Origin of the sequence: Primorskyibacter sp. S187A (assembly GCF_049800955.1) — a bacterium.
In the GTDB taxonomy this organism is placed as follows: Bacteria; Pseudomonadota; Alphaproteobacteria; order Rhodobacterales; family Rhodobacteraceae; genus JAKVBH01.
Window position 1 is genome coordinate 2,009,731 of the sequence record NZ_JBNAGA010000001.1, and the last position, 22,784, is coordinate 2,032,514.

At 61.0% G+C, this 22,784-nt stretch carries 21 protein-coding genes; 12 read left to right on the forward strand and 9 right to left on the reverse strand.

What is annotated here, in order from left to right; all coding sequences use genetic code 11:
- Positions 1-48 precede the first annotated feature (48 nt).
- Positions 49-2,475: a GcvT family protein gene (locus tag ACP15S_RS10020; RefSeq protein ID WP_425039430.1), complete on the forward strand. Its 2,427-nt coding sequence runs from the start codon at positions 49-51 to the stop codon at positions 2,473-2,475.
- Positions 2,476-2,626: 151 nt separating this feature from the next.
- Positions 2,627-3,070 (forward strand): hypothetical protein, encoded by a 444-nt coding sequence (locus tag ACP15S_RS10025; protein ID WP_425039431.1) that lies wholly within the window; start codon positions 2,627-2,629, stop codon positions 3,068-3,070.
- Between the two features lie 60 nt (positions 3,071-3,130).
- On the opposite strand, the gene ACP15S_RS10030 is transcribed toward ACP15S_RS10025, so the two are convergent.
- From ACP15S_RS10030 to ACP15S_RS10040, 3 genes are all read right to left on the reverse strand, one after another.
- Positions 3,131-4,627: an NAD(P)(+) transhydrogenase (Re/Si-specific) subunit beta gene (locus ACP15S_RS10030; RefSeq protein WP_425039432.1), complete on the reverse strand. Its 1,497-nt coding sequence runs from the start codon at positions 4,625-4,627 to the stop codon at positions 3,131-3,133.
- Positions 4,628-4,640: 13 nt separating this feature from the next.
- On the reverse strand, positions 4,641-6,218 hold the full coding sequence (locus ACP15S_RS10035) for a Re/Si-specific NAD(P)(+) transhydrogenase subunit alpha (protein WP_425039433.1): 1,578 nt from the start codon (positions 6,216-6,218) through the stop codon (positions 4,641-4,643).
- A 109-nt stretch (positions 6,219-6,327) separates the two neighbouring features.
- Positions 6,328-6,777 (reverse strand): methyltransferase family protein, encoded by a 450-nt coding sequence (locus tag ACP15S_RS10040; RefSeq protein WP_425039434.1) that lies wholly within the window; start codon positions 6,775-6,777, stop codon positions 6,328-6,330.
- Positions 6,778-6,881: 104 nt separating this feature from the next.
- Here ACP15S_RS10040 and ACP15S_RS10045 point away from each other — a divergent pair, with 104 nt between their 5' ends.
- Positions 6,882-7,634 (forward strand): SDR family NAD(P)-dependent oxidoreductase, encoded by a 753-nt coding sequence (locus tag ACP15S_RS10045; RefSeq protein WP_425039435.1) that lies wholly within the window; start codon positions 6,882-6,884, stop codon positions 7,632-7,634.
- Positions 7,635-7,697: 63 nt separating this feature from the next.
- On the opposite strand, the gene ACP15S_RS10050 is transcribed toward ACP15S_RS10045, so the two are convergent.
- On the reverse strand, positions 7,698-8,258 hold the full coding sequence (locus ACP15S_RS10050; protein ID WP_425039436.1) for a TetR/AcrR family transcriptional regulator: 561 nt from the start codon (positions 8,256-8,258) through the stop codon (positions 7,698-7,700).
- 143 nt (positions 8,259-8,401) lie between these two features.
- Between ACP15S_RS10050 and ACP15S_RS10055 the strand changes: the two genes are divergently transcribed.
- Both ACP15S_RS10055 and ACP15S_RS10060 read left to right on the forward strand, forming a co-directional pair.
- Entirely contained in the window at positions 8,402-8,869 is a 468-nt protein-coding gene (locus tag ACP15S_RS10055) for a (2Fe-2S)-binding protein (RefSeq protein WP_425039437.1), read from the forward strand.
- 3 nt (positions 8,870-8,872) lie between these two features.
- On the forward strand, positions 8,873-11,110 hold the full coding sequence (locus ACP15S_RS10060) for a molybdopterin cofactor-binding domain-containing protein (protein ID WP_425039438.1): 2,238 nt from the start codon (positions 8,873-8,875) through the stop codon (positions 11,108-11,110).
- Between the two features lie 102 nt (positions 11,111-11,212).
- Here the strand turns inward: ACP15S_RS10060 and ACP15S_RS10065 are convergent, their stop codons facing one another.
- Entirely contained in the window at positions 11,213-11,776 is a 564-nt protein-coding gene (locus tag ACP15S_RS10065) for a TlpA family protein disulfide reductase (RefSeq protein WP_425039439.1), read from the reverse strand.
- Here ACP15S_RS10065 and argH point away from each other — a divergent pair.
- The 7 genes from argH to ACP15S_RS10100 all read left to right on the forward strand — a co-directional run bounded on the left by argH (position 11,775) and on the right by ACP15S_RS10100 (position 18,517).
- Positions 11,775-13,166 (forward strand): argininosuccinate lyase, encoded by a 1,392-nt coding sequence (argH, locus tag ACP15S_RS10070; RefSeq protein ID WP_425039440.1) that lies wholly within the window; start codon positions 11,775-11,777, stop codon positions 13,164-13,166. The two genes, ACP15S_RS10065 and argH, sit on opposite strands and share 2 nt — an antisense overlap.
- A gap of 896 nt (positions 13,167-14,062) precedes the next feature.
- On the forward strand, positions 14,063-14,527 hold the full coding sequence (locus ACP15S_RS10075; RefSeq protein ID WP_425039441.1) for an N-acetyltransferase family protein: 465 nt from the start codon (positions 14,063-14,065) through the stop codon (positions 14,525-14,527).
- Positions 14,528-14,578: 51 nt separating this feature from the next.
- On the forward strand, positions 14,579-15,901 hold the full coding sequence (locus ACP15S_RS10080; protein ID WP_425039442.1) for a DUF2927 domain-containing protein: 1,323 nt from the start codon (positions 14,579-14,581) through the stop codon (positions 15,899-15,901).
- Positions 15,902-15,945: 44 nt separating this feature from the next.
- Positions 15,946-16,113, forward strand: coding sequence for an apolipoprotein acyltransferase (locus ACP15S_RS10085; protein ID WP_425039443.1), 168 nt, complete (start codon positions 15,946-15,948; stop codon positions 16,111-16,113).
- The gene (locus tag ACP15S_RS10090) at positions 16,113-17,300 is read left to right on the forward strand and encodes a vWA domain-containing protein (RefSeq protein WP_425039444.1); all 1,188 of its coding nucleotides are present in this window, start codon (positions 16,113-16,115) and stop codon (positions 17,298-17,300) included. Before ACP15S_RS10085 ends, ACP15S_RS10090 begins: the two co-directional genes overlap by 1 nt.
- A 69-nt stretch (positions 17,301-17,369) precedes the next feature.
- Positions 17,370-17,783 carry a hypothetical protein gene (locus tag ACP15S_RS10095; RefSeq protein WP_425039445.1) on the forward strand — a complete coding sequence of 138 codons (414 nt, stop codon included), beginning with the start codon at positions 17,370-17,372 and terminating at the stop codon, positions 17,781-17,783.
- A 38-nt stretch (positions 17,784-17,821) separates the two neighbouring features.
- Complete coding sequence (locus tag ACP15S_RS10100; protein ID WP_425039446.1) at positions 17,822-18,517, forward strand: M48 family metallopeptidase; 696 nt, start codon at positions 17,822-17,824, stop codon at positions 18,515-18,517.
- 12 nt (positions 18,518-18,529) lie between these two features.
- On the opposite strand, the gene ACP15S_RS10105 is transcribed toward ACP15S_RS10100, so the two are convergent.
- The 4 genes from ACP15S_RS10105 to ACP15S_RS10120 all read right to left on the reverse strand — a co-directional run bounded on the left by ACP15S_RS10105 (position 18,530) and on the right by ACP15S_RS10120 (position 22,733).
- The gene (locus ACP15S_RS10105) at positions 18,530-19,306 is read right to left on the reverse strand and encodes an IclR family transcriptional regulator (RefSeq protein WP_425039447.1); all 777 of its coding nucleotides are present in this window, start codon (positions 19,304-19,306) and stop codon (positions 18,530-18,532) included.
- A gap of 22 nt (positions 19,307-19,328) precedes the next feature.
- On the reverse strand, positions 19,329-20,690 hold the full coding sequence (locus ACP15S_RS10110) for a TRAP transporter large permease (protein ID WP_425039448.1): 1,362 nt from the start codon (positions 20,688-20,690) through the stop codon (positions 19,329-19,331).
- Positions 20,687-21,358: a TRAP transporter small permease gene (locus ACP15S_RS10115; protein ID WP_425039449.1), complete on the reverse strand. Its 672-nt coding sequence runs from the start codon at positions 21,356-21,358 to the stop codon at positions 20,687-20,689. Before ACP15S_RS10115 ends, ACP15S_RS10110 begins: the two co-directional genes overlap by 4 nt.
- Before the next feature lie 145 nt (positions 21,359-21,503).
- The gene (locus ACP15S_RS10120) at positions 21,504-22,733 is read right to left on the reverse strand and encodes a TRAP transporter substrate-binding protein (protein WP_425039450.1); all 1,230 of its coding nucleotides are present in this window, start codon (positions 22,731-22,733) and stop codon (positions 21,504-21,506) included.
- Positions 22,734-22,784: the final 51 nt, after the last annotated feature.

Below are 22,784 nucleotides of genomic sequence, written 5' to 3' on the forward strand. Positions count from 1 at the left end.
ACAGGGTTTTGCGCCCCGTGCAGGTTTGCGCAAACAGGGAGGCAAATCATGCGCAAAGAGGCTCAGGCAGTTGTTATTGGCGGCGGTGTGATCGGCTGTTCGATCTTCTACCATTTGACCAAGCTCGGCTGGTCCGATGTCGTGTTGCTGGAGCGCGACGAGTTGACCTCCGGCTCCACCTGGCATGCCGCAGCCAACATTCACGGGCTGCATGATGTGACGAATATCTCCCGCCTGCAGCATTATACCATGACGCTCTACAAGGAGCTCGAAGAAGAGACCGGCCAGAGCTGCGGTGTCTTTCAACCGGGTTCGCTCTATCTGGCCCAGACCGAGGCGCGCGAGCATCAGCTGCGCCTGCAAGAGGCCAAGGCGCGCCGCTATGGCATGAATTTCCATGAGGTCAGCCGCGATGAGGCGGAGCGTTTGCATCCGCTGGTCAATTACGACGGCATCCGCTGCATCATGTATGAGCCGGACGGCGGCAATGTGGATCCCTCGGGCGTCACCAACGCCTATGCCATGGGCGCCCGTCAAAACGGCGCGGAGATTATCCGTTTCTGCCCCGTCATCGGCACGGAAGCGCAACCTGACGGCAGTTGGATCGTGCGCACCGAGAAGGGCGATATCCGGACACCATGGGTCATCAATGCGGCCGGTCTCTGGGGGCGCGAAGTGGGGCAGATGGCCGGCATCGAGCTGCCGCTCTTGCCCACCGAGCACCAGTATTTCGTCACCGAAACGATCGGCGAGATTGACGCCATGGACCGCCGACTCCCTTCTGTCGCGGACCGCGATGGCGAGTATTATCTGCGCCAGGAAGGAAAAGGCCTCCTTGTGGGCGCCTATGAGCGCGATGTGCGCTTCTGGGCGGAAGATGGCACGCCCCAGGGCTTTGGCCACGAGCTCTTTGCCGATGATCTGGAGCGCATTGAGGACAACATGATGCGTGCCATTGACCGGGTGCCTGCCGTAGGCGAGGCCGGGATCAAACGCGTGATCAATGGCCCGATGATCTGGTCGCCCGATAGCTCGGCGCTGTTTGGCCCTGTGCCTGAACTCACAGGCTATTTTTGTTGCAACGGGATTATCCCGGGATTCTCGCAATCGGGCGGTCTGGGGCGTTTGGCGGCGGAATGGATCGTCGAGGGTGAGCCCACGCTCGACCTCTTCGGATGGGATCTCGCGCGCTACGGGGCTTGGGCCGGGAAAGACTTCACCAAGGCGCGCGTCGGCGATCAATACGCGCACCGTTTTGCCATCCACTTCCCCGGCGAGGAACGTACGGCTGGACGGCCAGTGCGCACACGTCCCGCCTATGAGATGCAGCGCGAGATGGGCGCGCGATTTGGCCTCAACTACGGCTGGGAGCATCCAGCCTATTTTGGCGACGTCGACGATAGCGCAGGCTATACGCGCCAGCCCTGGTGGGATGTGGTGCGCTCTGAGGGCGAGATGCTCCGCGCCAAGGCGGGCATCATCGATATCTCCAACTTCGCCAAGTATCGCGTGGCCGGGCCCGGGGCGGAAGTCTGGCTCAATGCGCTTTTTGCCAACCGTATGCCCAAAGACGTAGGCCGCTCCTGCCTGACGCCGTTGATTGGCAAACGTGGCGGCATTGCCGGAGATTTCACGGTCACGCGCACGGGCGAGGAGGAGTTCTGGATTATCGGCTCCGGGGCGGCAGAGCGGTTTCACCTGCGCTTCTTCAAGGCGATCCCCCTGCCCGAGGGCACCACGTTCGAGAGCCAGACCGAGGCGCTCTGCGGCTTCAACGTGGCCGGGCCACAGTCCCGTGCGCTCCTAGCGCGGCTCACCAATCACGACCTCTCGAACGACGCCATGCCTTTCATGCGCTCGGCGCGGATGAGTGTCGCGGGGATCGAGTGCCTGGCGCTTCGGGTCTCCTTCACGGGCGATCTGGGCTGGGAGCTGCACTGCGCCGCCGCCGATCAGGTGGCGCTTTACGGCGCACTGCTGGAAGCAGGCAAGGAGTTTGGCGCCGGGCCAGTTGGCGCACGGGCGCTGATGAATCTGCGGCTGGAGAAGGGCTATGGCTCCTGGGGCCGCGAATACAGCCCCGAATGGTGGCCGCAAGAGAGCGGGCTTGCAGGGCTCATCAAGCTGGACAAAGACTTCCTCAACAAAGACGCCTATCTCGCGCTTGCGGAAAACGCTCCGCGTGAGGAGATGGCAATCTTTGCGGTTGAGGCAGAGAAAGCCGACGCGCTTGGCGGCGAGCCACTCTTTCTGCCCGATGGCACGCCCGTGGGTCAGGTCACATCAGGCGGCTTTGGCCCCGGCACCGCGCAATCCCTCGCAATCGCCTATGTCAAAGCGGGCAGTGTAGCTCCGGGTGAAACGGTGCATGTGGCCATTCTGGGCGGGCACGTAAACGCGACCCGTCTGGCGGAGCCGCCCTTTGACCCAACAGGATTGCGTTTGCGCGACAAGGTCGCAATGGACGTCGCATAGATCAGGACAGAGCGCACCTGCGCTACTGATTGACGCGCGATCGCTGAGAGGTGATTTTGCCCCCAACTGATGCCGTCGCCGCGTTATTCCCCTGTCGCGTCGAGCGCGGTTTGCTCAAATTGACCTCATCTGTGCAATGAGGAGTCCGGCCATGACATCCGTGGAAGATCTTCGTTTTGTCGCCGTCTGTTTTGGGATCGGCGCGCTGTGCGCTTTGGCCCATTTGCCTTTTGCAGTGGCTATCAGCGGCGGTGTGGCATTGGCGGTCGCCATTGTGCCGTATTTTCTGTTTTCGGCGACGCTTTCCCTGCCACGAGCTTTGCGCCCCTCCGCCTTTCGCACGGCCCGGGATGTGCTCATGGGCCGGTCCAACTTGCCCGAGCGCAAGGTGCGGTTGCTGGTGGCGGCGCTGATTGTTGGCGGAGCGCTTTATGGGTTGGCGGGTCAAGTTATGACCGAACTGCTCATGCAGCGCGTTCTGGGGCTCGCCACGGCGGCGCATCCGGCGGGATCAATCATCGTTCTGAGCTTCGGGCTCCTGGTGATGTTCTGGGGGATCAGATTCCTCGCTAGGCGGGACGCGCGCCGGGCGTAAGGCAAAAAGAAGGGCGGGGAAATCCCCGCCCGACCTGTGTTTGTTGTGCTTGAGTGATCGTTAGTCGATCATCGTCAGCAGCTTGTCGAGCGAGGCCTTCGCATCGCCGTAGAACATCCGCGTGTTCTCCTTGAAGAAGAGCGGGTTCTCGATGCCGGAATAGCCTGTGCCCTGCCCCCGTTTGGAGACAAACACCTGCTTGGACTTCCAGCATTCCAGAACCGGCATACCGGCGATGGGGGAGTTGGGATCGTCCTGCGCGGCAGGGTTCACGATGTCGTTGGAGCCGATGACGATGGAGACATCTGTCTCGGGGAAATCATCGTTGATCTCATCCATCTCCAGCACGATGTCGTAAGGCACTTTCGCCTCAGCCAGGAGCACGTTCATGTGCCCGGGCAGACGACCCGCAACGGGGTGGATCGCGAAGCGCACAGTCTTGCCCTTGGCGCGCAGGCGGCGCGTCAGCTCGGCCACGTTTTGCTGGGCTTGCGCCACGGCCATACCGTAGCCCGGAATGATGACGACGCTGTCGGCTTCATCAAGGGCTTGCGCCACACCATCGGCCTCGATGGCGATCTGCTCGCCTTCGACCGCCATCTGCTCACCTGCAGGACCACCAAAGCCACCAAGAATGACCGAGATGAACGAGCGGTTCATCGCCTTGCACATGATGTAGGACAGGATCGCACCCGACGAGCCCACAAGCGCGCCGACCACGATCAGGAGATCATTGCCGAGCGAGAAGCCAATCGCGGCCGCGGCCCAACCGGAGTAGGAGTTGAGCATCGAGACCACGACAGGCATGTCCGCCCCGCCGATACCCATAATGAGGTGATAACCGATAAAGAGCGCCAGGAGCGTCAGCAGCACCAGCGTCCAGGAGCCTGCGCCGCCCAGATACATCGCCGCCAGGACCACGGAGCCCACGGCCGCCGCGATGTTCAGAAGGTGACCACCGGGCAGTTTGGTGGCAGCGGAGTCCACCTTGCCGGCCAGCTTGCCATAGGCAATGACCGAGCCTGTGAAGGTCACGGCACCGATCCAGATGCCCAGCACAAGCTCGACCCGCAGGATCCCGATCTCAACACCGGATTTCTTGGCAATCAGCTGACCGAAGGCCGACAGGCTGTCATAGGCCTCCTTGGGCAGGCCAATGGCCTTGACGCCATCCTCGCCCACAGCGCCAAGGACAAGCCCCTGCGCCTCATAGATGCCGCCCACGTAGTTGATCATGATGTCAGCGTTGAAGCCCACAAAGACCGCGGCCAGACCCACGAGCGAGTGCATGATAGCCACAAGCTCGGGCATCTGCGTCATCTCGACCTTGGTGGCGAGCTGGTAGCCCACCGCCGCGCCAAGCGCGATCAGAACAATCGAGACAATGCCCAGACCGGAGCCCGGGCCCACAAGCGTGGCAACAACCGCAATGGCCATGCCAACAATGCCATACCACACGGCGCGTTTGGCGCTTTCCTGCCCGGAGAGGCCCCCCAGCGACAGGATGAAGAGGATGGCAGCGACCACATAGGCCGCAATGGTGAATGCGTTTTCCATTTGCCCCGTTCCTTTACGATTTCTGGAACATGGCGAGCATGCGCCGTGTCACGAGGAAGCCACCGAAGATGTTCACGGCAGCCATGAAAATACCGAGCGCGGCCAGTAGCGTGATCAGCAAACTTGAGGAGCCAATCTGGATCAACGCGCCCAGAATGATGATCGACGAGATCGCATTGGTCACAGCCATGAGCGGCGTGTGCAGCGAATGCGCCACGTTCCAGATCACCTGGAAGCCGATGAAGACGGAAAGCACGAAGACGATAAAGTGCTGCATGAAGCTCGCGGGCATGCCGGGGATGAGCCCCACGCCAAGCACCAGCGCGCCGCCCACACCGAGCAATGTCACCTGGGTCTTGGTTTCCGCCTTGAAAGCAGCCACTTCTGCGGCGCGCTTCTCTTCGGGGGTCAGCTCTTTGACTTCTGGCTTCTTCTGCGCCGCAATGGCCGCCACTTTCGGCGGGGGCGGCGGGAAGGTGACGTCCTTCTCATGGGTAATGGTCGCGCCACGAATGACATCGTCTTCCATGTTGTGATTGACCACACCGTCCTTCTCAGGCGTCAGATCCGTCATCAGGTGGCGGATGTTGGTCGCGTAGAGCGAGGAGCTCTGGGCCGCCATCCGGCTTGGGAAATCGGTGTAGCCGATGATGGTTACGCCGTTGTCTGTGACGATCTTCTCGTCCTTCACGGTCAGCTTGCAATTGCCGCCCTTCTCAGCCGCGAGATCGACGATGACGGAGCCCGGCTTCATGGATTTGACCATGTCCTCGGTCCAAAGCTCCGGCGCCTCGCGGTTGGGGATCAGAGCCGTGGTGATGACGATGTCGATATCAGGCGCCAACTCGCGGAACTTGGCGAGCTGTGCTGCGGCGAATTCGGGAGAGGAGACCGAGGCATAGCCGCCGGTGGCCGCGCCGTCCTGCTGCTCTTCCTCGAAATCGAGATAGACGAATTCCGCGCCCATGGATTCGACCTGTTCGGCCACTTCGGGCCGCACGTCGAACGCGTAGGTTACAGCGCCCAGCGAGGTCGATGTGCCAATGGCTGCGAGACCCGCAACGCCCGCGCCCACAACCAAAACCTTCGCAGGCGGCACTTTGCCGGCGGCGGTGATCTGACCTGTGAAGAACCGTCCGAAATTGTTGCCCGCCTCAATGACCGCGCGGTAGCCCGCGATATTGGCCATGGAGCTCAACGCATCCATCTTCTGGGCACGCGAAATACGCGGGATCATCTCCATCGCGATGACGGTGGCGCCCTTCTTGGCGGCGGCCTGCATCTTGGCCTCATCCGCAACAGGCGAGAAGAAGGAGATCAGCGTCTGGCCGTCGCGCAGGCGCTTCATCTCCGCATCATCCGGCACCCGGACCTTCGCGACAATATCAGCGGCTTTCCAGAGGGCAGCAGCGGTTTTGACAACCTCTACGCCAGCCTCGGCATATTGCGCATCCGAGAAGCCTGCAGCGGCCCCCGCGCCAGCCTCAATCAAGCACTCATGGCCCAGTTTCTGCAACGCTGTGGCGGACTCCGGCGTCATCGCGACGCGGGCTTCCGCCTCATACGTTTCTTTAGGTGTTCCGATCTTCACGTGGTTCTCCCCCTAAGGTGGTCCCATTTCATTGCGGATGCACTATAGCGCGCGCAATAATCTTACAAGTCGGCAGCGGAAGCTGTTATCGCTACCACTTGCCGCTACGTCACAACCAGCGCCGCACTTTGCGCTCATATCTCGCAAAATCCGCGCGAAATTCCCGGCGCATCCGGCTCTCTTCGGGAATGACAAAACGCCGCTCAATGATCCAAAGCAACACAGGCACCAGCGGCAGCGAGAGCACCGCATCCCACCGCAGGATCAGGCCGAGAAAAATAAGTATGTCCGCCAGATAGATAGGGTTGCGGGAGCGCGAGAAAATTCCGCTTGTGACAAGCGCTGATGGCGTGTTGTGGGGGATGATTGTCGTCCGTTTACGGCGAAATTCCCATGCGGCCAGCGCGATCAGCAAAAGCCCTGCCCCAACAAGCACACCGCCCAAAAAATCCGGGATCGGCCCCGGAAAGGTCAGACCCATTGACGCATAGCGGGATTGCGCAAATGCAATGGCTAAAAAACATGCAAGCCATACGGGAGGAATGTCGATCCACTTCATCGGGGCACCTTTGTCTCGCCTGCAACCTGCCCAAACTCCCCCTCTTGTCCCACTTGCCATTCTGTCGCGGGCGGACAAATCTGGGCCAAACGGGAGGATACAGGATGCATTTGGCAGGCAAACACGCGGTCGTGACAGGCGGCGGCACGGGGATCGGGCTGGCCATCGCGCGCGGGCTGGCAGAGGACGGGGCAACCGTCACGATCACGGGGCGACGCATTGAGGTTCTCGAAGAGGTCGCAACCCCGGGGCTCCATCCGTTGGCCATGGATGTGACCAATGAAGACAGTGTGGTCTCAGGCTTCGCGGAGGCCACCGCCGCGCATGGCCCTGTTCAGATCGTCGTTGCCAATGCCGGGCTGGCCGAGGGCCGCACACTGGCCAAGATGGACATGGCGTTCTGGCGCAAGATCCTCGCCACCAATCTCGACGGCGCCTTCCTGACCTTGCGCGAAGCCATGAAAACCATGAGCACAACCGAGTGGGGCCGTGTCATCACGATGGCGTCTATTGCGGGCGTTCGTGGCTTGCGCGGCGCGCCGGCTTATACTGCGTCCAAACACGGGCTGATTGGGCTGACCCGCGGCCTCAGCGAGGATTACATCGCCGCGCCCTACACGTTCAACGCAATCTGCCCGGGCTATGTCGAGACACCGATTGTCACGCGCAATTCAGCCGATATCGCCGCAAAGACCGGCATGAGCGAAGACGAAGCGCGGCAACTCCTTGTCAAATCCAACCGCCATCGCACGATGCTTGAGGTCGACGAGATTGCAGGTGCGGCGCGCTGGCTCTGCTCGGATGCGGCGCGTTCGGTCAATGGGCAATGTATCGAGATTGCCGGCGGCCAGATGTAGCCCGGACAGTCCTGCCACCTTGCCCGCCTCAAGCCACGTGCGCGCCAAGGGGGGCCGGCAGAGCTAGGCCGGGCGCTCGAGGAGAGCGCCAAAGGCGAAGGCAAGGCGATCAAGATGCGCCATATAGTCATCTCGTGGCCGTCCCGAAACCTTGAGCCCGCCCTTGGCCTCCAGAAAGGTTTGCGCCAGTTGCGGTGCATCTGATGCGCCGTGCCGGTCGAAAAACGCAGCATAGAGATTGACGATCTCGGCCTCGCCCCCGGTCGCGATATCGGCGGCCACAGCATGGCCCACATCCATGAGCTCTTGCCCGTGGGGCGATTCCAGAACGACCGCCATGAATTCTTGGGCCTCCGCGCGCACCGCGCTGCGCAGCACGTCCGTGGTCCGCCCGGTTTGCGCCAGTGCCAGCCTCAACGCAGCTGTCTTGGCCGCAAAGAGCTGGATGCAGAGCGCCCGGAAAATGGCCTCTTTGTTGGGAAAGAATTGGTAGAGCGCCGGGCGCGACATGGAGGCCGCGCGTGCTATGTCTTCCATGGAGGTTTTGCGATATCCATATTGGCCAAAGCTTTGGCTCGCCGCCTGTAAAATGGTCAGGACGCGCGGATCATCGGACGCGGTCAAGATGTATTTCCTCCGGTACTTCAAGGCGTTCTGACAATAAATACAGATTTTGTCAAACAATCGGCGCATCATTATTTGACATCTCTGACATTTATTGCATTTTATGTCAGGAACGAAGGTTCACCTGTCTGGAGGAATGCGCAATGTCTACGTCACTGACGGTTAATGGTCAGGCCCATGAGGTCGACCTGCCCGGGGAAGTCCCTCTCCTGTGGGTGCTGCGCGATGAATTGAACATGACCGGCACGAAGTTTGGCTGCGGCGTCGCAGCATGTGGCGCATGCACCGTCCAGATCAACGGCGAAGCCGTTCGCTCCTGTCAGGTAGCTTTGGTGGATGTCTGGGGTGAAGTCACGACGATTGAAGGGCTGGGCACGCCGGAGAATATGGCCGTGATCCAGAAGGCCTGGGTCGATCATCAGGTGGCGCAATGCGGCTATTGTCAGTCCGGCCAGATCATGCAGGCCGCGGCCCTCCTCGCAGAAATCCCCAATCCCAGCGATGACGATATTGACGCGGCGATGCAGGGCAATCTGTGCCGTTGCGGCACTTACCCACGCATCCGGGCCGCCATCAAAACCGCAGCCGCCGCACTCAACGAGGAGGCGTAAAACATGGCCAGTATTGGAAAAATCGCCCGTCGGACATTCCTGTTTGGGGCCGTTGCCATCACCGGTGGCGTTGCCTTTGGCGTCTATCAAATTCGAAAAACGCCGCCTAATCCGCTCAAACCAGCGGAGGGCGAAAGCGCGCTCAACCCCTTCGTGATGATCGATCAGGAGGGCGTGACCCTCGTCGCGCCCCGTGCCGAGATGGGCCAGGGCACACGGACCACTTTGGCCGCGCTCATCGCAGAAGAACTGGATGTCGCCTGGGAAGACATTCGCGTCATTCACGGGCCTGCGGCGAAGGCCTATTACAATTCGGCGATGATTGGCGAGGGCCTGCCCGGAAAGGGGTATGACGCGTCAAAACTGCAGCATGCCGTGGGCGATGTGCTGGGCGACATCGGCAAGCTCTTCGATCTGCAAGTCACCGGCGGATCGACGGCCATGAAAGATGGCTTTGAGCGGATGCGCGTGGCCGGCGCCACCGCGCGCGAAATGATGAAGGCGGTTGCGGCAGAACGGCTGGGCGTCTCGGTTGCCGTGTTGCGCACGGAGAACGGATCTGTGGTCGCGCCCGATGGCACCGCCCTGCCCTATACCGAGCTGGCCTCAGAAGCCGCAGCGATCGACCCGCCCCGGATCACGCTGCGCGATCCTTCCGATTGGAAGTACCTCGGCAGATCCATGCCCCGCGTCGACATGGTCGAGAAGGTCACGGGAACTGCTGAGTTTGGCGTCGATGTGCGCCTTCCGGGCATGAAATTCACCTCTGTGCGCCGCAATCCGCATCTCGGCGGCAGCGCCAAGATCCTCGACACACGCGCCGCCGAAGAGATCGCCGGGGTCGACCGTGTGGTGGATCTGGGCGATGGCTATGCCGTTGTGGCCAACAACACATGGATCGCCATGCAGGCACTGGATGCGGTTGAGGTTGAGTGGGGGCCGTCCCCGCTGCCCGCCAGCGTTGCAGAGATGGCCGATGTCGTCCGGGCAGGCTTTGAGACCGAACCCAACTCGACCATGCGCGACGATGGGGACGCGAGCCGCACCCCCTCTGGCGCGACGGTGATCGAGGCGGAATACATGGTGCCCCATCTCGCCCATGCGACGATGGAGCCGCAAACGGCCACGGCCCTCATTGATGCCGACGGGCTGCATATCTGGGCGCCCAATCAGGCCCCGACGTTTACACGCGACCGTTGTGCCGAACTGGCGGGGCTGAGCTCCGATCAGGTTGAGGTCGAAACAACCTATCTGGGTGGCGGATTCGGGCGGCGCGGCGAGATGGACTTCTCTCTCATCGCCACAAAAGTCGCCATGGCCATGCCCGGCACGCCCGTGCAGGTCACATGGTCACGCGAAGAAGACATGACCCATGACTTCTATCGCCCCATGGCGATGGCGCGCTTCAAGGGCGCTGTGTCAGATGGCAAGGCGGTCACTCTGAATGGCAGGATTTCTTCCGCGGCCCTCGTCAAGCAGGCCATCGGTCGGGCGACGGGCATGGAGCCCGGCGGGCCGGACAAGGTTCTGGTCGAAGGCGCGTTCAATCAGCCCTACGCCATTCCCAACTTCCGTATTGCGGGCCATCATGCCGCGCTAGACGTTCCAGTCGGATTTTGGCGCGCCGTTGGAAATAGTTACAACGGATTCTTCATGGAAAGCTTCATGGATGAGATGGCCCATGCTGCGGGCCGCGACCCGCTTGAGTTTCGCATGGAGCTGGCCCGCGACGAGCACCGTCCAAGCTGGGAGGTGTTGAATGCCGTCCGCGAGATGTCAGGCTGGACCGGCCAAACGCCGGAGGGCGTTGGGCGCGGTGTGGCCATGACTTATAGCTTCGGCACGCCCGTCGCGCAGGTGCTGGAAGTGCGTGAGGAAGACGGATTGATCCGGCTCAGCAAGGCCTGGATCGCCTGCGATATGGGCGTGGCGCTGGACCCCTCGATCATCGAGGCACAGATGTTTGGCGGGATGATCTATGGGCTGTCAGCGGCGATGACGGAGGAGATCACCTTAACCAATGGGGCGGTCGATCAGCTCAACTTCCCTGACTACGACGCCTTGCGCATGCACAACACGCCGGCGTTTGAAGTCCGTATTCTGGAGACCAACGATCACATGGGCGGCGCGGGAGAACCCGGCACGCCGCCTGCGCCTGCGGCTTTGGCCAATGCGCTCTTTGATCTGACGGGGGAGCGCGTGCGGGAGTTGCCGCTCAACAAACGCTTCGATTTTGTCTGAAGCGGGTTGGCCTGCTGGCCATACCCTAGTGGTTGGGGGCTCTGCCCCCGACCCTCCGGGTCTTCCCCGGAGTTTATCTGGCAAGATGAAGGGGCGCAGACTTTAGCCTTGGGGCAAGAGCGCGCGGATCATTGCCTTGGCACTGTCTGAGGCCCAGTTCGCATCGCCCACCATCCGAGCAAGTTCCCTGCCCTCGGCGTCAAAGACGACGGTTGTGGGCAGGCCCGTCACCCCAAGTGACTGCGCCAGCTTGCCTTTGGGGTCACGGTGCAGTGGCAGGTTCTCGACGCCGATCTGGTCGAAGAAACGCACCATGGCAGCCGGGTTGTTGCGGCCCGTGGCAATGGTCACGACATCAAAGGTCTCGCCGCCGAATTCCGTTTGCAACTCGGCCAGATGCGGCATTTCCTTGCGGCACGGTGCGCACCACGTGGCCCAGAAATTCACCACCGTGAGCTTACCTTGATACTCGGCCATCGACAGAGGATTTCCGTCAAAATCCTGAAACCTGACGAAAGCGGTGGTCTGGGGCACTTCGTGAAACCGGAGTTTCAACATGTCGCCGGACAAGGCCGCTTTTGCCGCAGTCACATCCGCAGCATTTGCGCTCACCGCAAGGCCCAGATAAAGGAAGGCCAAGCTCAGAGATCTCAGGACCAGTTTCATGTCGGACAAATCCTCCAATCAGATGTGGGGTGGCCGCTTCGCCGCAGGCCCGGATGCGATCATGGAGGCAATTAATGCCTCGATCGGCTTCGACCAGCGATTGGCGGCGCAGGATATTGCAGGCTCGCGCGCCCATGCCGCCATGTTGGCCGCCACAGGTATCGTGGAACCTAGCGACGCAGACGCCATGCGGGAAGGCCTGCTCACGGTCTTGTCAGAGATTGAAACGGGCGATTTTGCCTTCTCAACCGCGCTGGAGGACATTCACATGAATGTCGAAGCGCGGCTGCGCGAGATTATTGGCGAAGCGGCAGGACGCCTGCACACGGGCCGCTCGCGCAACGATCAGGTGGCCACGGATTTCCGCCTTTGGGTGCGCGACCAATGCGACGCCGTCGATGGCGCGCTCAAGGCGCTAATGCAGGCGCTTCTGGCGCAGGCAGAGGCCGGTGCGGATTGGGTCATGCCGGGTTTTACCCATCTTCAGGTGGCCCAGCCCGTCACATGGGGCCATCACATGATGGCCTATGTGGAGATGTTCGCCCGCGACAGGGCGCGCTTTGCCGATGCGCGCAAGCGGATGAACGAAAGCCCTCTGGGTGCTGCGGCCCTCGCGGGCACGTCGTTTCCGATTGACCGGGAGATGACCGCCCAAGCGCTTGGCTTTGATCGCCCCATGGCCAATTCGCTTGATGCCGTCTCAGACAGGGATTTCGCACTGGAATACCTGGCCGCCGCATCGATCTCGGCCATGCATCTGTCGCGCTTGTCAGAAGAACTTGTCATCTGGTCCTCCGCGCAGTTCCGCTTCGTGACCCTGTCGGATCGCTTCTCCACCGGCTCCTCGATCATGCCGCAGAAGAAAAACCCCGATGCGGCAGAGCTGATCCGCGCCAAAATCGGGCGGATCTTCGGGGCCAATGTTGCCTTGATGACCGTGATGAAGGGCCTGCCGCTGACCTATTCGAAGGACATGCAGGAGGACAAGGAACAGCTCTTTGATGCAGCCGACAATTACATGCTGGCCCTGGCGGCCATGGAGGGCATGGTGCGCGATCTGAGCGCCAATGTCTCCGCGCTGGAAGCGGCAGCGGGCACCGGCTTTTCCACCGCGACCGATCTTGCAGATTGGCTGGTCCGCGTCCTGGGCATGCCCTTCCGCGACGCGCATCACGTAACAGGCACCTTGGTGGCCAAGGCAGAAGCCAAGGGCTGCGATTTGCCGGATCTGAGCCTTGCGGAGATGCAAGAGGTCCATGACGCGATCACCGGGGACGTCTTTACCGTTCTGGGCGTGCACAACTCCGTGGCATCACGCACCTCCTACGGCGGAACGGCGCCAGCTCAGGTGCGCACGCAAATCGCCCGCTGGACGGAGATATTGGCATGAAATGGATGATCGTGACGGCCTTGCTTACCCTTGCCGCCTGTGGCGCCGATGGTCCGCCCGAACCGCCCAGTGACGCGGCTCTTCGCGAATAGCGGCCGCGTATAAGCCGTGGGCGTGTCAGCGCGTTCGCATGGCGCCTGATATCAGCGCGGCTTATATGCGGCCTGCAGCCTTCTTGTGCCGCGCGAAATGGCGGCCGCTCTTGCCCGCAAAAGCTTCGTTAAGCGCAATGGTGGTCATGCCAGCCAGATTCAGGAACGGCACAGGGGCAGATCCTCTCTGCAGATCAACGCATTTAGGCACACGCGCCCACATGAAAATCACCTCTTTCCGGTTCAGCAGGAAGACAAAGGCACCATCTTTCCACGCTTGCAAACTCTTCGAACGGCCCATCAGGTAGCTTCCAAAGCAATCGGGGTGGCCGCACTCAAAGCCGCAAGCCCGAGGCCAGGTTTTGCACGGTTAAGTTTGGGGCGAACAATGGGATCGTGTGCCCGCCGATCATAAGGAAGAGAAAAGGTGCGTGTCGTACTTCCGAGGCCGCCGAAACGGGCGTTACCGGCCGTGTTGCAGCTCATATCACCTGAGCCTTGGCCACCATTTGCGTAAGCACGCGGCATAGACCCAATGGCCTTGGCGGCGCTCCCGGCGTGGGGTGACGTAAACAATAGCTTGCGTCAACCGCGCGAAGACAGCCCCTACATTTGGTGCAACGTGGAGTGTTATCCACAAGCCAACCCCTTGATTTTGGCGGAATTGCAACGGTTTTATCCACAAAACACAACTCTGCCGTAAATCGCTGACACGCACACAAAACTGCCTCATAGTTTCCCAAAAGGCGACAAAGCCATTGAAGATGTCTTAAGGCATCTGAGAGAGCAGGCAGAGATAAACACATGACCCAGAACGCGGGATCTCCCCACGTGCATGTCCGACCCTTGGCATCCGATGACCGGGTGCAATGGGGTGATCTATGGACCGGGTATCTGTCGTTTTATGACACCGCTTTGCCGCCGCAACAGTTCGATCTGACCTTTTCACGACTTCTGGATATTTCAAAGCCGGACATGTTCGGTTTTGTGGCGGAAGAGAACGGCGCCTTATTGGGGCTCGTGCATGTGATCGTGCATGATCATTGCTGGAAGCCCGGGAAGGTCCTGTATCTGCAGGACCTTTATGCCTCCCCCGAAAGCCGCGGTCGCGGGATCGGGCGGACGCTTATCGAGCGCGTCTACAAGGCGGCGGACGATATGGGCGCGGACAGCACCTACTGGCTCACTCAGGAGTTCAACAGTGACGCGCGGGTTCTATATGACCGCGTGGCGCAGCTGACCCCTTTCATCAAGTATCAGAGAGCCTGAGTGACCATGCGCCGGATCCTGCTTCCATTCTATTTGATGCTGAGTGCCTGTATGCCGGTGACACCCGGGGACATGCCGTCGCGCGCCGCCAGCTTCGAGACCTCGCTGCCGCCGATGAAGAGCTTCTCTACGCCGCGCCCGGCAGCGCCCTTCAAATCAAATTCCGATATCGCGCGCGATTTCATGGATTTGACCTTCCGGCTTGAATCGGGTCGGGCCTTGTCGCGGTTCTCGCGCTTTGAAGGACCGATTTCAGTGCGCGTGACAGGCGCCCCCCCGCCCTCGCTGGGCCGTGATCTCAACCGATTGCTGCACCGTTTCCGCACCGAGGCAGGCATCGACATATCGCTGCAACAGGAGGCGCGTCAGGCCAACGTGACCATTCAGGCCGTGAGCCGCGATGACATCCGTCGTCTGCTGCCGCAGGCCGCCTGTTTCGTGGTGCCCAATGTCAGCTCGCTGTCGGAATATCGCGGCATGCGGCGCTCGCCCAAGCTGAACTGGGCCAATATCTCCGAGCGTCAGCGCGTGGCCATCTTCGTGCCCAATGATTCCAGCCCTCAAGAGGTGCGCGATTGCCTGCATGAAGAGCTCGCACAATCCATTGGCCCGTTGAACGACCTGTACCGCCTGTCGGATTCCGTCTTCAACGATGACAATGTCCACACGGTCCTGACTGGGTTTGACATGTTGATCCTGCGGGCCACCTATGACCCTGCGCTGCGGGCGGGCATGTCGATGCGCGATGTATCCAACCGTCTGCCAGCCATCCTCGCACGGCTCAATCCGCGCGGCGAAGGGCGGGGCACCTTGCGCAGCCGAAAAACTCCCCGCTCCTGGATTGATGCCGTTGAAGCGGCTCTGGGCCCGGGCTCGCGCCCTGGCGAGCGCAGACGCGCCGCCGACGAGGCGCTCAGCATCGCCCAGACCATGGGCTGGCGCGATCACCGCTCGGGCTTTGCGCATTATGCCAAGGGCCGCATTCTGCAAGCCACCAACCCGCGCTCCGGCAAGGCGCAGTTCGAAATGGCGCGCGACTACTTCCGCGCGACCCCCGGCACCGAGTTGCATCAGGCCTATGTCGCCTCGCAACTCGCAGCCTACGCGCTGACCGAGAATCGTCCCGATGAAGTCCTGCGGCTGGTGGGCCCCGCACAGGCCACTGCGGCCCAATATGAAAATGCCGCCCTGCTCGCGACATTGATGCTCTTGCGCGCTGAAGCGCTGGACCTATCTGGGCGAGTGTCGGAAGCCAATGCCGTGCGGATGGACTCTCTGGGGTGGGCACGCTACGGCTTCGGCGCGGATTGGGCTGTGCGCGCGAAAATGCGCGAAATCACACGGTTGTCTCCGCTCAAGGAAGCGCGCGGCTGACGCAGAGAAGACCTGACAGGCCGCCACAAGCATAAAGAGGCGGCATGCTGGTCATAGGTGGGTTGATCCTGGGAGCCGGGATCGGGGGCTACACAGCCAAGAAACGCGGCGGCACACGCGCGGATATCCTGCAATATGCAGCGGGCTACGGGCTGGCCTTCTGCCTGTTGGGCACAATCGCGACGCTTGTTGTCCACCGCGTGCTGGTCTGATGTTTGTTCCCTTCTTTGAAACCCTGCGCAAGGCCGGTGTGCCGGTGTCCTTGCGCGAATATCTGGGGTTTCTGGAGGGCATGCGCGCGGGTCTGGCGACCTATGATGTCGAGGCGTTCTACTATCTGGCGCGTACCATCATGGTCAAAGACGAGCGCCATATCGACCGCTTTGATCAGGCCTTTGCCCATACGTTTCGCGGGCTGGAGGATATCTCCGCCGATGACGTTCTGAATGCCATGGACCTGCCTGAGGAGTGGCTGCGCAAACAGGCTGAGAAGATGCTTACGCCGGAGGAAATGGCGGAGATCGAAGCTCTGGGCGGCTTCGACAAGCTCATGGAAACGCTCAGGAAACGGCTTGAGGAACAAAAAGGTCGCCATCAGGGCGGCAGCAAATGGATTGGCACCGGCGGCACCTCCCCCTTTGGCGCTTATGGCTACAACCCCGAAGGTGTGCGCATCGGCCAGAACGAGAGCCGCCACCGCCGCGCGGTCAAGGTTTGGGACAAGCGCGAATTCAAGAACCTCGACGGCGATGTCGAATTGGGCACGCGCAATATCAAGGTCGCCATGAAGCGGCTGCGCGCCTGGGCCCGCGATGGGGCAGCCGATGAGCTTGATCTGGATGGCACCATCCGCAAAACCGCCGAGAACGGCTATCTCGATGTGCAGATGCGGCCCGAGCGGCGCAATGCGGTCAAGGTGTTGCTCTTTCTCGATGTGGGCGGATCGATGGATGACCATATCAAGGTCGTGGAAGAGCTGTTCTCTGCTGCGCGCGCCGAGTTCAAGCATCTGGAATACTACTACTTCCACAATTGCCTCTATGAGGGCGTCTGGCGCGACAATGCCCGACGCTGGCAGGAACAGACGCCGACCCATGAGGTGCTCAACACCTATGGGCCGGATTACAAATGCATTTTTGTGGGCGATGCCTCGATGTCACCCTACGAGATCGCCTTTGCGGGCGGGGCCAATGAGCATTGGAACCCCGAAGCAGGCTCCGTCTGGCTGCAACGCGCCCGCGCGCAATGGCCCAATCATCTGTGGATCAACCCGGTCCCGGAACGGCACTGGGAGTATACCCAATCCATCTCCATGATCCGCGAGATATTCGAGGACGCCATGGTGCCCATGACGCTTGAAGGGCTGGAGCGTGGGATGAAAGCGCTGGCAAAGGGCTGATCGCCCTTGCCGCACAACGCGCGAGGCGCCTATCCTGGGGCCATAGATTTCAACAGAAAGCCCTTCGCCATGCACGTAGTCCGACGCCCTGCCCTGACCTGCCTTGCTCTGCTCACAGTCACAGCTATCACGACGGGCGCGCGGGCCGAGACTATGCTCGGTGAGTATTTCGCCAGCATGAGCCCAAAGGATGCAGTCAATTCCCGTGGCGCGCCCCTTAATGATATCTGCACCATCGCCCGCCAGGACAGGGCCAATTACCACCGCTTTGGCAAGCGGGACGATCAGGACCAGGGCGATGTCTGGTTTGATGATCCCGCCATGCGCGCGGCGTTTGGCAGCGTTTGCGTGGCCGATCCCAGCTACTACGCTCGCGCAGGACAGAAGATCCGCTCTGGCGACCGGCAGTATTACATCTGGGTGCGCGTCTTTGGTCGGGGCACGCAGATCACGCGTATCACAATTGGTGAAGGCGCGGGCTAGCGCTTGCCCCGGGGCCCGGGCGGCCCCATATCCCACTTATGATCAAGATCACCCCTATCCTTCTGGCCGTGGCCTATGCGCTCGTGATGTACCGCTTTTCGGTCTGGCGGACCAAGCGCGAGCTTGATGCACGCTCGACGGAATTGGCGGACCCGGTTCTGGCCAAGCTGACCGACCGGATGGCCGCCTCGCTCGATCTGGACCGGATCCGGGTGCATATCTACGAGATTGACCCTGTGAACGGGCTGGCAGCACCCGATGGGCGGATTTTCATCACGCGCGGGTTTTATCGCAAGTTTCGTCAGGGCGAGGTCTCAGCCGAAGAAATGGCCTCTGTCATTGCCCATGAGCTGGGCCACGTAGCGCTTGGGCATTCGCGGCGGCGCATGATCGACTTTTCGGGCCAGAACGCGCTGCGCACGGCGCTGGCCATGGTCCTGTCGCGCTTCCTGCCGGGCATTGGCGTCTGGATTGCCAACGCTCTGGCGAGCCTTCTGGCGGCGCGGCTGTCGCGCTCTGATGAATACGAGGCGGATGCCTATGCCGCCGCCCTGCTGACCAAGGCCGGGATCGGGATTGCCCCGCAGATCACACTCTTTGAAAAACTCGAAGCCCTGACGCAAGCGCGATCCGGGGCCATGCCCGCCTGGCTCATGAGCCACCCCAAAACGGCGGATCGCATCAAGGCGCTTGAAGCTCTGGATGCACGTTGGAAGGGCCTCCCGCAAAGCTGAGCCCGCGCGGCGCTAGTCGATCAATTCGCCCAATTTGTCAGCCGCCCGCTGAAGCGGCGCGAGATAAGCCACGAGACTGTCAACCGAATGGCGCTGGACCGGTGCGTGGACAGACAGCGTCGTCAACAACCGTCCCATGTCGTCACGGATCGCCACCGCGATCGCACACATGTCATCCATGAACTCCTGATAATCGACGGAATAGCCACGTTTGCGCGTCTCCTCCAGTTCGGCCATCAGGGCCTCGGGATCCACAAGGGTGTGATCCGTCATCGGCGTGAGCTCATAAGATGACATCCAGCGCGCCAGCCGGTCGGGCCGCATCGTGGAGAGATACATCTTGCCACTGGCTGTGCAGTGAAACGGGACTTGTGTCCCCCTCGGCAGTTGGATGCGCAGGGGCCAATGCGTCTCGACCCTGTCCAGATAGACCATTCCCTGCCGCCCCGGCGCGGCGAGATTGCAGGTTTCTTCCACTTCCTCCGACAGCGCCCGCATGATCGCCAGTCGCTCCGTGCGCACGCGTTGGGACGAGAGCGTGTTGGCCGCAAGCTTGCGCAGGCGCGGCCCGGGCCCATAGGAGCGGCCATCCACATCCCGTTGCAGATAGCCCTGCTCTTCTGCGGTGCTCAGCAAACGATGCACGGTTGGCTTGGGCAGATCGAGTGACTTGACCAGTGAGGCTGCGGAGACGGGCTCACCCGCTTCCGCCACATGTTCGACGAGAAGCAAAAGGCGCAGATTGGTAGGCGTCTGCGCCTTTTTGGTATGTTTCAAACCGTCAGGCATGCCTCATAACGCTCCACCAACACTATCGCCCTATTTCCACAAGGTACAAGGCCAGCTGCGGTGTCAAGGCGACTGTTACCCAGACCACGAGCAAGGACACCAGATAGAGCGTCGCATAGGGCAGAAGCTGGAAGTACGGCACCCCCGTCACACCAGAGGCCACATAGAGGTTGAGGCCGTAGGGTGGTGTGATGAAGCCAATCGAGGCCCCCACGAGGAAGATCACCGAGAAGTGGATCGGATCGACGCCGACGCTCGCCGCAATCGGGGCCAGGATCGGGGCGAGAATGATCGTCACCGGCAGGGATTCCAGGATCATGCCCGAGACAAAGACAATCGCCATCGCCGTGAACAGAACCGCGTGATAGCCGCCCATGGATGTCACGAAATCGCCGATCACCTGCTGCGCACCCAAGAGCGAGAGGATCTGCTGCATCACCACGGACACCGCGATCAGCGGTGCGAGGATGCCCGTAATCTGGGCCGACCGCATCACGATTCCGGGGATCTCGGGGATGGTGAAGCCTTCAACGACCATCATGCCCGGGATCGACTTCTGCGACCAATCGAGGCTTTGATCCATCGAGAAGATCTTCGTCACGACCCAGCTCAGCAGACCCGCGATGATGCCGAAACCGACCGTCACGCCGGCCGCTTCCGTGGGCGAGAACTTACCGGTGTAGATGCCCCAGAGCACGAGGCCGATGGCAAAGAAGCCCAGCCATGCCCCGATGGACGTCTTGAGCACACGGACCGCATCCAGCCCAATGATAAAGCCCCAGCCGTTTTTCAGGCAAACCACGAAACAGGCCACCATCATGCCCAGAACCATCAGCGCGCCGGGAATAATTCCTGCCATGAAGAGGTCTGAGATCGGCAGGTTCAGCAAGAAGCCGTAGACGATGAAGATGATCGAGGGCGGGATGATGATCCCCACTGTGCCGCCCGCAGCAGCCGTGGCCGCCGAAAAGCGCTCGTCATAGCCGCCCTTGACCATTTCGGGATGCAGCATCGAGCCGATGGTCGCCGTTGTGGCCGAGTTGGAGCCCGAGATCGCGGCAAAGAGCCCGCAGGCCCCGAGCGAGGCCATGGCCAACCCGCCCCGGATCCAACCCAGGCAGGAATAGGCGAAGTCAGACAGACGCCGGGCGATGCCCGAGCGGTTGATCAGGTCACCCGTCAGAATAAAGAGCGGCATTGCCAGAAGTGCAAAACCGTCTGTGAAGACATCCTGAAGCGCCGCGCCCATGTTCAGGAGGGGCAATTCCAGCAGGAACGACATGCCAATGACCCAATAGCCAATGACCAGAAAGACAGGCACGCCCATCATGAAGAGGAAGGTCACGCCAATGGAGATGGCTGTGATGATTGTTGCATCGGTCATGCGTCACCTCCAATCACAGCCGCTTCGATCATATCGCTGCCATCGCGGTAGCGGCGCAGATCATCCGCCGCGTTTTGCAACACCCGTGCCGTCAGCAGGATGAACGCAACCGGCACTGTCGCAAGGAACCACCACTGAAGCACGTTGTCGGTGCCCAGCATAATGGCGAAGTTGGCGGCGGCGCGCACGCTCTCCTGCGTCGTCGTGACGATCACGATCCACGCAAAACCAATCCAAAGGACCGCATCCACCATGAGCAAGACAAGTTGCACCGGACGGGGGGAGGCTTTGCGGAATTCAGCAAACGCCAGATGTGTGCGCAGTTTGACGTTATAGCTGCACCCGACCCAGGTCATGACGAGGAACAGGAAGGGCGGAATCGTCGTCGACCAGGGCGGCTGACCATCGAGAAAGAACCGCTGCACCACACCCGAGAAAATGATGTAGCCGATGGCGAGATAGGCCACGACCATGACCGCAGGCTCAAGGTGCTTTTCCACCAGAGGAACCGCCTTGTAGAGAACCGCGACAAGCGCCCCTCCCACCAACGTCACAACCAACCCAAGCGGCCACAGGCCGGGGTTGTTGCGCATGACGCTTTGCAACTCGAATGAATCATTGGCCAAGAGCGCGGAGAGTATCTCTCCCATGCCCGCAATAACTTCCATGACGGAACCCCTCCCTGGGTGCGGCACACGCCTGTTTCGTCACAGTGAGACGCGCGACGCGAAATGTCTGAAGAAAGTCGTTAAAGGCCCCGGGCACGTTCTGCCCGGGGACATATGTCATTGCTGAAAACCGACCTGGGGTCGATTAGCCACGCCACCAGCGACGGGGCTCGACGTTTTCAGCCAATGTGTGCGGGTTGTTGCGCACTTCGTTGTAGATGTCCTGGTAGGTGTCGATGCCACCGGCCCAGCCGTTGATCCGCTCACGCCACTGCTCCCAGAGCTGCGGCTGGAATTCGGGCGAACACATTTCTTCGGCCTTGCGCACCTCTTCGTCGGCCAGGGCCGCAACGCGGACACCGTGCTGATCGAAGATCGTGCCCGGACGCGGCGGGTTGGTGTGACCCACTGTGTTGACGAGCGCTGCTTCGTTGGCAGCCTGCACGTGGACCTGCGTCAGGTAGGAGCTTTCCATTACCGCGTCCTGCAATTCGCCGCCCAGACCGTCGAATGTGGATGCGTTCATGGCTGTGTGCTCTGTCCCGCAGAAGAACCGCAGATCGACAACCTGGCTCACGACCGGCGACATGTTGGCGTAAGCCACGGCCGAGGCCCATGTCTCGGCGCCATCGATCAGCCCCTGCTTCAGGCCGTCGAGTGTCTCCTCCCATGCCACAGGAACCGGGTTCAGGTTGAGCGCGTTCATGGCAATCCGGCCGAGCTGCGTGCCCGTGACGCGGTTTTTCGTGCCCATGATGTCTTCGATCTTCGTGACAGTCGGTTTGTCCGCGAAGTTCTGGCCCATCATGATGCCGCGCAGTTCGGCATGGGTGAAGAGGAACTTCAGGCCATGGCGCTTCTCGAAGGGCTCACGCAGGATGCGCTGGCTCTCGGGCGAGTACATGAAGTAATACTGGTCCGCACGCGAACGGAACATGTAGGCATAGTCCAACACGTTCAGGTAAGGCGCGCCACCGGCGGAGTTCTGTGTCGAGGCCGCATAGAGGTCGATGATCCCCTGCTGCGCTTTCTCAACGCAGGACAGCTGGCCACAGATCTGGTTGTTGCCGATGAATTCGATGCGAATTTCGCCGTCGGTGCGCTCTTCGAGATCGCGGGCAAACTCAAGGCACCCGGCCCGCTCGATGAGCAGGTTTTGCGGGTTGAAGCCGGCTGCGCCGAACTTCAGAGTGTGCTTCGCTTCCTTGGAAAAACGCTTGTTGTAGGTGGATTCAGCCGCCTTCGCGAGATTGGCTGCCGTCATCGCACCCCCAAAGGTGCCTGCCGCCAGCAAGGTAGAGCTCATCCCGTAAGTCCCGGCAATTCTGAAAAAATCGCGGCGAGATACGCCCTTCACACGGTCAAATAATCCCATTCTTTCCTCCCGTTTTGCTCATTATTGAGACGTTTTATATCAAAAAAAAGG